16 protein-coding genes and 1 tRNA gene are annotated in these 13,273 nt (G+C 49.7%); 6 read left to right on the top strand and 11 right to left on the bottom strand.

Annotated elements, in window-relative coordinates:
• Positions 1–100: 100 nt before the first annotated feature.
• Both BM231_RS03460 and BM231_RS03465 read left to right on the top strand, forming a co-directional pair.
• Positions 101–688, top strand: coding sequence for an OsmC family protein (locus BM231_RS03460; protein WP_159437946.1), 588 nt, complete (start codon positions 101–103; stop codon positions 686–688).
• Positions 689–797: 109 nt separating this feature from the next.
• Entirely contained in the window at positions 798–1,523 is a 726-nt protein-coding gene (locus BM231_RS03465; RefSeq protein WP_109316268.1) for a hypothetical protein, read from the top strand.
• A 48-nt stretch (positions 1,524–1,571) separates the two neighbouring features.
• Here the strand turns inward: BM231_RS03465 and BM231_RS03470 are convergent, their stop codons facing one another.
• The 10 genes from BM231_RS03470 to rplU all read right to left on the bottom strand — a co-directional run bounded on the left by BM231_RS03470 (position 1,572) and on the right by rplU (position 7,466).
• On the bottom strand, positions 1,572–2,120 hold the full coding sequence (locus tag BM231_RS03470) for a GNAT family N-acetyltransferase (protein WP_208860028.1): 549 nt from the start codon (positions 2,118–2,120) through the stop codon (positions 1,572–1,574).
• Between the two features lie 71 nt (positions 2,121–2,191).
• Positions 2,192–2,737, bottom strand: coding sequence for a GNAT family N-acetyltransferase (locus BM231_RS03475; RefSeq protein ID WP_093516716.1), 546 nt, complete (start codon positions 2,735–2,737; stop codon positions 2,192–2,194).
• A gap of 9 nt (positions 2,738–2,746) precedes the next feature.
• A complete protein-coding gene (locus BM231_RS03480; protein ID WP_093516718.1) occupies positions 2,747–3,313 on the bottom strand; it encodes a GNAT family N-acetyltransferase in 567 nt (188 codons plus the stop codon).
• Positions 3,314–3,318: 5 nt separating this feature from the next.
• On the bottom strand, positions 3,319–3,867 hold the full coding sequence (locus BM231_RS03485) for a GNAT family N-acetyltransferase (protein WP_093516720.1): 549 nt from the start codon (positions 3,865–3,867) through the stop codon (positions 3,319–3,321).
• Position 3,868: 1 nt separating this feature from the next.
• Positions 3,869–4,429 carry a GNAT family N-acetyltransferase gene (locus BM231_RS03490; RefSeq protein ID WP_093516722.1) on the bottom strand — a complete coding sequence of 187 codons (561 nt, stop codon included), beginning with the start codon at positions 4,427–4,429 and terminating at the stop codon, positions 3,869–3,871.
• A complete protein-coding gene (locus tag BM231_RS03495; protein WP_093516724.1) occupies positions 4,426–4,992 on the bottom strand; it encodes a GNAT family N-acetyltransferase in 567 nt (188 codons plus the stop codon). Before BM231_RS03495 ends, BM231_RS03490 begins: the two co-directional genes overlap by 4 nt.
• Complete coding sequence (locus BM231_RS03500) at positions 4,989–5,579, bottom strand: GNAT family N-acetyltransferase (protein WP_093516726.1); 591 nt, start codon at positions 5,577–5,579, stop codon at positions 4,989–4,991. The genes BM231_RS03495 and BM231_RS03500 overlap by 4 nt, the downstream gene beginning before the upstream one ends.
• Positions 5,580–5,812: 233 nt before the next feature.
• On the bottom strand, positions 5,813–6,418 hold the full coding sequence (locus BM231_RS03505) for a GNAT family N-acetyltransferase (protein WP_057461575.1): 606 nt from the start codon (positions 6,416–6,418) through the stop codon (positions 5,813–5,815).
• A gap of 156 nt (positions 6,419–6,574) precedes the next feature.
• A complete protein-coding gene (rpmA, locus tag BM231_RS03510) occupies positions 6,575–6,844 on the bottom strand; it encodes a 50S ribosomal protein L27 (protein WP_057461576.1) in 270 nt (89 codons plus the stop codon).
• Positions 6,845–6,890: 46 nt separating this feature from the next.
• Positions 6,891–7,466, bottom strand: coding sequence for a 50S ribosomal protein L21 (gene rplU, locus BM231_RS03515; protein WP_057461735.1), 576 nt, complete (start codon positions 7,464–7,466; stop codon positions 6,891–6,893).
• A 583-nt stretch (positions 7,467–8,049) separates the two neighbouring features.
• On the opposite strand from rplU, the gene BM231_RS03520 reads away from it, so the two are divergent.
• From BM231_RS03520 to BM231_RS03530, 3 genes are all read left to right on the top strand, one after another.
• Complete coding sequence (locus BM231_RS03520; protein WP_208860029.1) at positions 8,050–10,044, top strand: methyl-accepting chemotaxis protein; 1,995 nt, start codon at positions 8,050–8,052, stop codon at positions 10,042–10,044.
• Positions 10,045–10,211: 167 nt separating this feature from the next.
• Positions 10,212–10,301: transfer RNA gene (locus BM231_RS03525), tRNA-Ser, on the top strand.
• Positions 10,302–10,357: 56 nt separating this feature from the next.
• Complete coding sequence (locus BM231_RS03530) at positions 10,358–11,743, top strand: hypothetical protein (RefSeq protein ID WP_063309277.1); 1,386 nt, start codon at positions 10,358–10,360, stop codon at positions 11,741–11,743.
• Here the strand turns inward: BM231_RS03530 and BM231_RS27450 are convergent.
• A complete protein-coding gene (locus BM231_RS27450) occupies positions 11,740–11,871 on the bottom strand; it encodes a hypothetical protein (RefSeq protein ID WP_275507193.1) in 132 nt (43 codons plus the stop codon). The genes BM231_RS03530 and BM231_RS27450 overlap by 4 nt on opposite strands.
• 188 nt (positions 11,872–12,059) lie before the next feature.
• On the opposite strand from BM231_RS27450, the gene BM231_RS03535 reads away from it, so the two are divergent.
• Complete coding sequence (locus BM231_RS03535) at positions 12,060–13,256, top strand: Gfo/Idh/MocA family protein (protein WP_093516728.1); 1,197 nt, start codon at positions 12,060–12,062, stop codon at positions 13,254–13,256.
• Positions 13,257–13,273: the final 17 nt, after the last annotated feature.

Consider the following 13,273-nt stretch of genomic DNA (forward strand, 5'->3'; position numbering starts at 1 on the left):
CACCAACCAGCGGGGACCCATAGAAAACTGCCCAGCTTGACGAAGGCGATTCATATCTGCTAAGTGTACGATACAGTATCGTACACTTATGGAGGTAGAGATGCTTGACAATAACACTGTGACACACCCCATCGTGACCCGGGCAGCAGCCATGCCAACGCCCCAGCACATCAGCTTAAACAAAATCAAAAAGTCAAAAGACGGTATGGAGCTTGAGGTTGATTTCATCGCTGAGCTCACCGGCGAGGGCTTGGTCAAGACCGGCGTGGTTCAGCCCAATGTTCCCGGCTTTGGTGCTTTTGAAGTGCTCTGCGATGAAGGCTCATCCATCGGCGGAACAGATACAGCTCCGGCGCCTCTGTCCTACCTGGCTGCTGGCATAGGCTTCTGCCTGCTGACGCATGTGCATGGGTTGGCCCAGTCTCGCAGGCTGAACATCTCCTCCATCAAACTGGAGCAGAAGATGAAGTTCCAATCCAGAATTCCGGGAATGACCGCAGAACAAGGCACGGAAATGCTCGGTGTTTCAAAAGGCGTCGAGACAGTCATCATCATCGAATCGCAAGAGGATCCTTCTCTGATCGCATCTTTGGTGGAGGCAAGTGAGAAAGCCTGCATGGCGCTTCAAACCGTCGTAAATGCGATCCCGGCATCGACCACAATCATCAACAACGGCCAGAAACTCTGAGCCGGAATTGATGCGCAGGGCAGCCTCTCAAGCGAAACAGTTTAAGAAGTTGCCCTCTTTTCCAATTCACCTTCTCAACAATGACTCCGAGAAGGGCGGAGGAAATACAATGACATCCTCAACCCAAAACCACTATTTCCCCATCACATTCCGCAATCAGCTTATGGCAACAATTGTCTGGGCTCAGGTTTTTGTTCTCTACTGCATCGCGCTTCTGATCTTCACCAAACAGAATGAAAGCCAGATCTTCTGGGCAGACCCGTTTATCAAGATTGTACCAATCTACGTCTCAACCTGGCTCATTATTCTCACCTCTTTGCTTTTAGGGTGGTCCTGCTTCATCAAGCTCGGTTGGGCAGGATTGATAAAACACACACCAGGTTTGCAGATCGTGAGCGGTGTAAGCACAGCAATCATAATAACCTGCATCATCTGGGCGTTCTTTGGGAGTGATCTGCCTGACTTTGTCCCGGCAGAAGAAAGCTCACGGCCCGGCTATCTATTTGGTATGGTCGCTGGATATGGTGAAGAGCTCGTATTCCGTATGATACTGAGCGCACTGGTTTTCTTCGCAATGTTCAAGCTGCTGTCAGGCGTTGAGTACAGATATCGCGTGTTTTGGTCTGCTGGCACTGCAATCCTCATAGCAGCACTTGCTTTTGTCTTTCTGCATGAGCTTGGAGAAGTCGATAGCGTCCTGCTGTGGAACTTGGTCGCCACGCGCATTCTCGTTCCCGGCATCATAATGGGGAGCTTGTTTTTTCTGGTCGGTCCGGGCTTTCTCATCTTCATGCACAGCGCAATGCACATCATGATACCGCTGCTGTTCGACTGATCTCAAAACTTGTCGCGCGCCCAACGGCACGCGACAAGCTAATCATGCTTAAACCGTCACCGCCCGCATGGCTTCCCACAAATGCCGGGTGAGCTCCACGTTGATGAGAGTGACTTCTTCTCCGCGAGCGCGACTTTTTTCTGGTTGCGAGCCGATCATCTGAAAACCGTTCTTCGCCAGCACATTCAGGGACCCGTCATTTTCTTCAAACGCGCCGGAGGTCACTTTGGTGGAGCCCAGTACCTCAAAGCAGTAATTGACCACCGCCTCAGTTGCTTCACTCATATAACCTTTGCCCCAGAATGGTTGCCCCAACCAGTAGCCAATGCGGGGGAAGCCATCTTCTGGGATGCGTATTCCAATGACGCCTGAGAAACCGTGTTCGGATTCAATAACCCAGTTGGTCGCTTCATTTTGAGGCGTTTCACGGATGTGGTTCAACCACCATTCCCCATCTGCTTTTGTGTAAGGGTAGGGCACCACAGTCAGCATCTTGCTGACTTCAAAATTGCTGATGTACTCACAGATCGGCTCCAGATCATCCTGCTGAAACTGGCGGAGTGTCAGGCGATTTGTTTTGAGTTCAGGAAACATCATTAGTCCAACTTGTTGCATTTTGGAGTACTCGGTCAGTGCACCGCAAGTACTCTGTAATTCCATAATGGTCGTTAGGCAGGGGCATGCCGTGCAGCCCACTGTTCCCGCGTTAAACTAAGAGAAATATTCGGCAGCTTCTCTTCTGGCCGGGAACGCGGAGTTGAAAAGCCTCTTCCAATCTCCTGAAAGCCCAGTTTGCTCAGAACACGCAAGCTTCCGGGGTTCTCTTCAAGTGCAGAGGTATAAATCGTGGGCAGGCCAAGTACCTCAAATCCATATGTAGTAATGGCCTGAGCAGCCTCACTCATATAGCCTTTGCCCCAAAGATGCTCAGCAAGCCAGTACCCAAGAATTGGCTTGCCGCTTTGAAGCTTCATCAGAGTGATCGAGCCGGAAAAGCCTGCAGGCCCCTCAATTACCCAGGCGATCTTTTCAGAAAGTGGCGTGTTCAGGCAGTAGTTGATCCACCATTCTCCGTCTGCTTTGGAATAAGGGTAAGGCACCTCAGAGAGTGTTTTGCTTACTGCGAAGTTATTGGTGTGCATGCAAAGCGGCTCCAGATCCGTGTGCTTGAACTGGCGCAGTATCAACCTGTCTGTTTTTAGGTCAGGAAACATCTTGAATACTCACGAAATCACGTCTGAATTAGTCAGTCGAAGAAAGTCATTGCCGGTCACTTGCAGCTGGATCTCATCGAGCTCCACATTGCCCCGCGCGCGGCAGACGTGCTTGGCCTCACCAGTAATCTTGAAACCCAACTTGGTCAGCACTCGCAAAGAGGCAGGGTTTTCTTTAAAAACCCCCGTGCGCACGACAAACAGCTCTCGGTCCTCAAAAAGGTAGGTAAGGACAGCACGCAAAGCCTCGCTCATCAGGCCTTTGCCCCAATACTCCTGCCCAAGCCAATAGCCAACGCTCGCAGCACCTTGCAGTTCCTTAGCTTTAAGCCCGCCAATAAATTGTCCATCAAGCTCAATCGCCCAGGTCACATTCTCAGCTGTGTTGTTTGCAAGAGCCTGCTCAATATAATCCCGCCCGTCTGTTTCCAAAAACGGATGCGGTTGACTGCTCAGAGATTTAGAGACCTCAAAATCCCCTAGGTACGCACAAAGCTTCTCCAAGTCGGTTTCCCGCATCTCCCGCAAAACAAGCCGCTCGCTGCGAAGAGCGGGGAAGGTGTTTAGTGTTGTCATGGCGCTCAACCTTCCGCTTCTGCAAGGTCCACAAAATCGGCCTTAGGCAATGCAAGCCGAACATGTGGAACCATGGTATCACCGCGGCCTTTGGAGGGGATAGTTTCTTCACCAACTTTGCTGAAGCCCATCTTATCCAACAGGTGAGAGGAGGCGGGATTGTCTGCAAACACGCCAGCCTCAAAGCTCCTGATGGAGTGCTGTTCAAACCCGAAACGCAAAACTGCGCGAAGCGCTTCGCTCATGTAACCACGCCCCCAATAAGGCTCACCCATCCAATAACCGGTCCAGCCAGTTACATCCTCAAACTTTGCCCAGATACAGCCAATTAGACCAGTCCCGTCGTCAATGGCCCACAACACCACACTCTCAGGATCATTGGTCTTGCCGCGATGGATGTAGAACCTGCCAGTCTCTTCCGTGAACGGATGCGGCATGCCCGAAAGCATGCTCGCAATTGCATAAGAGTTTGCCAGCTGGACAAGGCGCTCCAGATCACCGTCTTCAATCATGCGCAATCGAAGGCGGTCTGTTTTCAGCTCTGGAAAAACCATCCTATCTTATCCCCGCCACCGCAAACTGTGATTGCTCCGCAGACTGCGCCAGCTTGAGCTCGAAATTCTGGGTCTCTATTTCATCGGCCTCTCTGGAAACGCAGGAGTGCGTGCAGACAGAGGTTGGAACGAAGCCATTCTTCATAAGAACGCGGAATGACGCAGGATTCTCCAAAAAAACGCACGCATCAACGTTTTCAACGCAACGCTCATTTTGTAGATAGTTTACAACGGCTTGCACAGCTTCACTCATATAACCCCGCCGCCAGTAGTATTTTCCAAGCGCATAGCCCATAGAAGCGGATTTACCGATCCTGTGCGCACCAATGGACCCGATGAAGCCGGTACCATTGTCAATTGCCCACACCACATCCGTGCTCAGATCATTAGAATGGTTACGAGTGATAAACTCATGCGCCCACTCATCAGTGATCGGATGCGGAAAACTGGCAGTCATCCGCGCCACATCAAAGTCAGAGAACAGGAACCGCAGCCGCGGATAGTCGTCCGGCTGAAGTGCTCTTAAAATCAACCGGTTGGTCTGTAATTCCGGAAAGATCATTGCGCTACCTCCTGCGCTCTGGCTTGTTGTGCGCCGATAAAATCGAGGGGGGAAATAAGGAACTCTTCTGTCGGATAATTTCCGGCGAGACGAGCTCGACTTCGCCCTTCATTCTGTCCAGTATGAACAAACCCAAGCTTTCGGATCAGCGCCTGAGAGCCTGCGTTGTCGCTAAACGCATCGGCAAAGATAGAAGGCAGCTCACGCTCCAGCAGTAAGTAGCGAAGAACCTCGCTAACCGCTTCATACATAATGCCTTTTTTCCAATGATCTTCCGCAAGCCAAAAGGCGAGCTCTGGCTTTCTGGAAAGATGACCAGCACCAACGCCGCCAACCACTTCCCCCTGAAGCTCGACAGCCCAGTTCACTCCATGGCCAAGGTCGCCGGGCATAAACCTTTGCAGAAAGACCTCAGCATCCGCTTTGGTATAAGGATGCGGAGCACTCGCCAGCATACGCGTAACATTCTGATTTTGCAGCAATTCCACAATGCGCGGCGCATCCGTCTCTCTCCATTCCCGAAGTGTCAGGCTGGCTGTTCTCAAACGAGGAAAAGTGGTCATAGTATTGCTCCCATCATCACATGCGCATCACCATGCAGTGCCTCAAACCGATCCCGCGGCAGATGCATGATGATATTCTCAATGTCTTGTTGCAAAGGTTTAGAGTACCGAAGGCAAACACCAGCAGGCTCAAAGCCTAGCTTTTTCAATACCTTCTGTGAAGGATAGTTCGTCGCAAATACACGAGCAGCGAAGGTGTCACATGCAGCGCGCGCAAAGCCCCAATGCAGCGCAGCAACACATGCTTCAGTGATATAGCCTTGGCCATGTGCAGCTTCGGAAAGCCAATAGCCAATGGTTGGCAGTTCCGGGAACTCTTTGAGATCACCGGGTTTTTGGACTTCAACGCCACCTATAAGCTGTCCGTTACAGTCGATGGCAAACGGAAATGAGTCCGTTTTAGCATTTGCAAGGCGCGCTTGTTCCACAAAGGCTTCGGCTTCCATCATGATTGGAGGCCACGTTAACCCGGTGAGCCAGCGTGCTATTTCATAGTTAGAAGGTCCGATCTCCCAAAAGCGAGGGAGATCGTCAGATTGGAACGGGCGCAGTTGCAGCCTTTGGGTATCTATAGTTGTAGTGAGCATTGTAAAAGGCCTTGTAAATCAAACTCATATTTCTCTAATCGTTCGTTGGAGTAGGTAAGTGAGGGTAAAACGCAGCATGCCCCGATGATCCGGATTGCAGACAGAGCGACTGCATCAGGATCACATTAAAGCCCGCTGGTTTTATGTGGTTGAGGGTAAGCCGTTACAGCCAAACAACAATCACGCTGCCGAAAGCAGGTTGCTGTCATTGCAACCTGCTGATCTGGCATCACTTAACCAGCAGAGCCCCATCGCGTATTCGCGATCCATTGGCTGCGGGTCAGTGTAAAGCGTGTGGCATCCACCACGGCCATAGCGCCGAGAGAATGCAGCTTTGTCGTTCCGTCCTGCTTAAAGCCGCACTTGGTCAGCACGCGGTGCGAGGCAGGATTGCTCACGCGGCAAGAAGCGGAGAGCTCCTTAACACCGTTAGCAAACGCAAATTCGATAACAGACTGAACAGCTTCTGTCGCATATCCCTGGTTCCAGAATGGTTCGCCTACCCAATAACCCAGGTGCACAGCACCAAAGTCTTCGGCAAGCGGATTGAACCCGATAGCGCCAATAATACGGCCAGTGTTCTTCATGCGGATCGCGAATGTCGCTTGAGACGGCAACTGCACATCACACCGTTTCACGAGCGCTTTAGCGTCTTCATACGTGAATGGATGCGGCATGTTCGTCAGCTTCTCAGCGATCCGACGGTTGTTGGCTAAAAACAGGATGTCAGCCAAATCATCCTTGCGCGCTCGGTCGATGACGAGACGCGCGGTGTCCTGCGGCGACCCGGCCGCAACGCAACTGCTTTCTTCTGGGATTTCTTCGTATTCAACTACCATGGTTTTAACTCCGGTCTACTGCCCATCCCACTGGGCAAAGAAAAAGGGAAGATGGCGTCCCATCTCCCCTTTTTCTGATCTTTCGATCTGAACCGGATTTTTCCAAATCCGTCGGGGTCTGATGAGACGCCGACGATTTGGATTATCACGTCAGCGTTACTCGGCGGCGAGTGCCACCGGCATCACATTAATAAATGTTCGGCCATTGCGTTTTTCTTCGAATGCAACTTTGCCTTCGACGGTCGCAAAAATGGTATGGTCTTTACCAATGCCAACACCTGCGCCTGGGTGCCACTTAGTGCCACGCTGACGTGCAATGATGTTGCCAGGAATCACGGCTTCGCCGCCGAACTTCTTGATACCAAGGCGACGACCAGCTGAGTCGCGACCGTTGCGGGATGAACCGCCAGCTTTTTTATGAGCCATAACGAAGTACTCCTCGTTTAATCTCTAGGACAGAAACTTGCGCGAATTACTTCGCTGCGAGTTCCTTAGCCTGTGCAACCCAGTTATCACGTTCGAAGCGGCCTTTAGTGCCAGTTTCTTCTTCAACGCGGGCGATGTCTTCAGCAGAAAGAGCTGCGATCTGTGCATAGGTAGAAATACCTGCAGCGTTCAGCTTTTTCTCAATTGCTGGGCCAAGACCCTGCAATTTTTTCAGATCGTCGGAGCCTTCAGCAGCTGGTGCAGCGGCAGCTTTCTTAGGAGCAGCGGCTTTTTTAGCTGGCTTAGCACCACTGGTCAGGATGTCGGTGATTTTCACAGTAGTGAAAGCCTGACGATGACCATTACGACGACGGGAGTTCTGACGACGACGTTTTTTGAAGATGATGATCTTACGATCACGACCCTGCTCAACAACCTCAGCTACAACAGAAGCGCCTTCAACGGTTGGTGCACCGATGGTGGTTTCAGCATCTGAACCAACCATGAGAACTTCGTCAAAAGTTACTGTTTCACCAGCTTCGGCAGAAACTTTTTCGATCTTCAGAAGATCGTCAGCAGCAACAGTGTACTGTTTACCGCCTGTTTTGATGACTGCGAACATGCGCATGTCCTTCTTATCTAAGCGCACCCTTTGGCGTCGCAGCAAACTGCGAACTTTGTCGACCGTTTCCTTTATGCTCTAGGAACGTCCCGTTTCGGGGAGATCGACCGCAAACTCTGAAAAAACCAGAAGGCGGTTTCGATGTCTTGCCTCGGACAGCGCGAAAACACGGGTTTCCCCGCAATTTATGAGCTGCTGGAATATACGCAGGCATTCTGGAATGTCAACGCAGAATCTCGCCATTTATATTAGAAATACGAGAGGTGAGATTTATATCACGAATACTCAACTGTCAAAGAACGCTCCTATGCAGGAGTGATTCGCGCTATGGTTGCGCTGTCAGATTTATACCTACGATCTAATTGTTACGTTCAAATACCTATTACGCTGCGTTTTAAGGTTCATTCTATGATTGTTTTAAGGATCGATAAACCTTCGCCAGCCAACAATAGCGCAAAGAGATTTGTGCATGTTCCATACAAGTGCTTAGGGGAGAAATGAGCGCCGAATATGGAATGTATGTGACAATCTCGCGATCATTATCATCCAATGAATTAAACCGCATACGTGCGGGGGGCATAAAATGCGCATTCCAAAGTTCGCCTGGATACATTCCGTCGTAACTCGAGTTATGGCTCTTGGGTTGTTGCCGATACTTGTGCTGGGTGGGGCACTGATTTTTCTCTCCCAAATGAATAGCCAGAATGCTGAGTTTCAAAGAAATACGCAGACTTATAACCTGCTGATGCAAAACGCACAGGCGATCAGCGCTGCAGTTGATCGTATGCGCGCAATTGGTGGAGAGTTTCTACTTCACCCGAAAGTAGAAGCATCTGACATTGCAGCAAACGCACGCGAACGCGTTGTTGTACTGGTTGAAGAAACACGCGCACTAAGCGTTCCGGGCATTGAAGACGAGCTCTATGATAATCTGGAAGGCTATGCCTACGGATTTTCTGAGACATTTGGCGCTGTGGTTGAAGCGACACTAGAGCGTGGAACCAGCTCAGATGGAGGTCTCATTTCAGTCCTCCAGGGTGCTAGTTCCACAATGCAGCTCGAAATCAACAAGGCTCGTCGGCAACTGAACGTCAGCAAAGACACGCATCGTGTTGCTGGTTTGCTAAAAGATCTTCAGGCCATGGAATGGACCATTGGCGTTGACGGATATGAAATTGAAAAGAGCACCTTCAAAAGTCGCATTGAGCAGTTTGGCATGGTCATTCAAACAGCGAAAATGCCAGAAGAAACATCTCAGGTAGTAAGCGAACTCTGGGCAACCTACACAGAGACGCTGGAGCAGATTGAAACTCTGAATGCTGACATTCAGGAAGAAATGGTCTTCGCTCTGGAGCAGTTGGACGAAATGATCCCAGCTGCGCAACAGCTTAATGATATTGGTATAGCGGGTGAGACCGAAGCAAGGGCACTTCACAACGATGCATCAGCTGCAAGCATGCAGCGCTTCTTGTTGCAGGCTGCTGCGATGGGCATTGTCGGCCTGATGATTGCTGGCTACATCGCATGGCGTATCTCCCGCCCTCTCGCAAACCTGCATACAGCCATGGGCGTGTTGGCAAACGGGGATGTCTCAATCAACATTGAAGGCACCAAAGGCCGGGATGAATTCGCGAAAATGGCGAAGATCCTCGAAGTGTTTCGTGCCAACGCCATTGAGCGAAATCAGCTGAACGATGAACGTGATGAAGACAACAAGCGCCGCCAGGAGCGTGAGCAAAAAGTTGCGCTTCTTGTGCGTGAGTTCGAGAAAGCAGCAACGGCTGCAGGTGACGGTTTCAACTCCGCAATCCAGTCATTGCATGAAGCCTCCTTCGCTCTGAACGTCACAGTCGAAAGCGTCTCTGATAAAGCTGGTAAAGCAGGTGATGCGGTAAGCCACGCATCTACATCAGTGGCAACTGTTGCATCTGCCAGTGAGGAAATGTCTCTTTCCATTAAGGAAGTCGCGTCTGAAGCCGTAAACTCCAAAGATGTTGCGGATGAAGTTGGCGGGCTTGTCATCAACACGTCCAAGACAATTCAGGAGCTGGCTGAAACTGCCTCCCGTATTGGAAAAGTTGTCAGTCTGATCAAGGATATTGCAGACCAGACCAACCTTCTTGCTCTTAACGCCACCATTGAGGCGGCGCGTGCTGGTGAGATGGGCAAAGGCTTTGCGGTTGTGGCCTCCGAGGTGAAACACCTGGCAAACCAGACCACCACGGCGACGGAAGAAATCTCGCAGCAGATTCATGCGATCCAACAGGTGTCTACTGATGCCGTTGGTTCCATTGAGAAAGTGACGAGCATGATGGAGAAGTTGTCCACCAGCTCTTCAGCAGTGGCAGCAGCTGTAGAACAGCAGTCTGTAACTGTTGGCGAAATCGCGCGTTCTGTGACCGATGCTTCTGATCAGTCTCGTATTGGTGAGTCCGAAATGGGGGAAGTTGCCAGCACTATTGAGAACTCCACCAAAACGGCAGAAGACATTAACAATCAGGCCGACAGCATCTCTGAAGAAGCTGATCAGTTTAATCGCTCGATCAAAGCCTTCCTTGAAAACGTTCAAGCCGCATAATTCTCCAGAAATGGACAGTCATTTCAACGCAGTGAGTTCGCTCACTGCGTTTTTTATTGGGAGGTGATGCGTGAGCTGTGAGTTATCTGCGGCATAGCGGTCGCAGGGCTTGCCGAAGGGAAAGCTTCTTTATATGGTCCGGCAATCCTCACCACGAGGATCAATTAGGAGAGTTGCCGGAGTGGTCGAACGGGGCGGTCTCGAAAACCGTTGAGCACGCAAGTGTTCCGAGGGTTCGAATCCCTCACTCTCCGCCATTGTATATTTACATAAAACCTTACTATAATTATGTTTTTTTCTGGAAATGTATTCAATGAGCTGCCTGCCCGACAACAGATTTTCTGAAGCCTATAAAAAGTTCACTGAACTTGAACGCACAAGTGGATTGTTCGATTTGCGCGTTGGTAATGTTTGCGCTTGGCGCCTTGTTCGTGGGGAGCTATTTCTGTCTTATATGCGACAGAGAGATATATTAAATGACACACAGCGTGTACGCGTGACGCGGATGCAAAAGCTGAAACGCAAATCATCAAAATATCTAAGAAATTTCAAACGGCGAGTAAAGTTTCCATTTAATCTGTTGACAGCTACCTTTCTAACTTTCGCTCCGAATCGAAAGCCGGTTTTAGTTTTGGCATTTGGTCGCAAGTCTATTGCTAGTCAGAGGTTCACGTTACCGATTGAACAGCATTATGGCGGGTCAGCGTTGCGATTAGGTGAAACATCTGCCACGATGTTTCCGTTTCCACAAGTCGATACCGCGTCAATTGATTGGATCTCTAAGTTCTTCTCTTACAGTATTCCTGAGCAGGAAATTGTAGCCTTTAGCAAACTTGTATCGGAAACTTATGAGATCCCAGAAGAAAATATTTCAAAGCTAGTTAGGCACCAAGTAAGTAGTTTTGCAAAAAATAAAGCGTTCTTTAAGTTTTTGTTAGCTCGCAAGAAAACGCATTCGGTATATGTTTGTTGGAATAAGCACTATTATGCGTTGCTTGCAGCCTGCGAGGATCTGGGTGTCCCCACCAGCGAGTTCCAGCACGGAATTATCGGACATTATCATAGTCAATATGCACTTCCTGAAATAGCGTCAGTACCATACTTCCCAGATCGACTTTTAACATTTGGTCCCGGCTGGGAAAAAGAAGTTCATCTTCCTGAAGATGCGAAAATGGTTTCTGTAGGATCAACGCGTATGCAGGCAATGTTGGACAAGCACAAGCATATCAAGAAACAAGATAATCTGGTTGTTGCCTTTTCGCAGAAAGTGATAAGTTTTGTCTTGTTTGAGTTTGTTATTGAAACAGCATTGAAGCGTCCAGACTTATTATTCCAGTACAAAATGCATCCATTTGAACAACCTCAGCGATTATTAGCCAATTATGTAGGTCGCATTCCAGAAAATGTGGAGGTTGTCGATAAGGACACCAGCAGTTACGCATTAATGGCGAAGGCTTCATATGTAATGGGTGTTGCAAGCACTACATTGGTTGAGAGTTTGGGGTTTGGGGCAAAAACGTTAGTGGTTCCATTTGCTGGCTGGGAGCTGTTGGAAAGCTTTATACATCGTAGGGAAATGAAACGAATTGACAGCCCGCAAGAAGCTGCAGATGCTTTTGATGAACTGGAAGTGTCGGAGACGAGCTACGAATCCTATTTCTCATCCCCTGATGACACCAATCTTCTTCAAGTTTTCTAACCCAGCCTCCCTTGCTGTTCATCTACAGTGAAGGGAATTTCCTCCATGTCCAGATGCAACGTACGCTCGATAAAGCTCTCTGCATTTTCCTCATAATAGGCTCGAGTGGTCTCTGATGAGTTCGGCATAAGAGCTACAAACCTCTCTTAGGTCAGCAACAAATCAGTCTAGATTTTGAAGCAGTTTCTTTGAAATGGCCAACACTTTTGCAAAAGAGTATTTGCAATTAACGATCACAAACTTAATGATCCTACAGGTTCTGGTGGTGCTGATGCGCTAACCGATATCTGCGCCTGAGAAATATGGAGAATGCATAATGACCGTTGAAGCAGCTGAACCACAACAAGTTTTGGATACTCCGAAAAAACTGGGGCGTAGGCTGCGTCTGGGAATGATCGGCGGTGGTCAGGGAGCATTCATCGGTGCAGTTCACCGCATCGCTTCGCGTTTGGATGATCGCTATGAACTTGTTGCCGGTGCCCTTTCTTCTGATCCTGAGCGAGCAAAGGCATCAGCCGAAGAACTCTATATCCCAGCTGATCGGGCCTATACATCCTTTGAAGAAATGGCACAAAAAGAGCCGCTTCGGGATGATCCGGTCGACGTAGTTGCAATCGTCACACCTAACCATATGCACTATCCGGCAGCATGCATGATGCTGGAAGCTGGTATCCATGTCATCTGCGATAAGCCGATGACCACCACCAGTGAAGAAAGTGAGAAACTTGTTCAACTGGTCGAGGAAACTGGCAAACTTTTCCTTTTGACGCACAATTACACCGGATACCCGATGGTCCGGCAGGCAAAAGCTATGATTGAGGAGGGCGAACTCGGGAGAATTCGTCTGATTCAAGTGGAGTATCCGCAAGATTGGCTGACGGAGCCGATTGAGCAATCAGGCCAAAAGCAAGCCAGCTGGCGCACTGATCCAAAACGATCTGGAGCAGGCGGCTGTATCGGAGATATTGGCACGCACGCTTACAATCTTGCCTCCTTCGTATCCGGCATGAAAGCAACAGAAGTGCTGGCGGAACTAACAAGCTTTGTAGAGGGCAGAGTGCTGGATGATGATGTGCAGATGCTGCTGCGCTACGAAAATGGTGCCAAAGGAATGTTATGGGCGTCACAGGTTGCTCCGGGCAACGAAAATGGATTGAGACTGCGCGTTTATGGAGACAAAGGCGGCGTTGAATGGGTGCAGGCTGACCCGAACCATTTGGTATATTCACCCTATGGAAAGTCAAGTTATCGCATCACACGCGGCGGTCCAGATGCAAGAGAGGCCGCTAATGCAGTCTCTCGCATCCCAGGTGGTCATCCTGAAGGGTATCTGGAAGCTTTCGCAACGATCTATAACGAATTTGCGGATGTTTTGACTGCGCGCATTTTAGGCCAGTCAGCACCAGACTGCAGCAAGCTGCTTCCAACTGTAGCTGATGGACTGGATGGATTGAACTTCATCGAAACAGCTGTGAAAAGCTCCCAAAGCGGCAGTTCATGGCGGAAACTATAAGAGGCACTCCCCTCGCT

This window comes from Pseudovibrio ascidiaceicola, from assembly GCF_900114245.1.
GTDB classification, from domain to species: domain Bacteria; phylum Pseudomonadota; class Alphaproteobacteria; order Rhizobiales; family Stappiaceae; genus Pseudovibrio; species Pseudovibrio ascidiaceicola.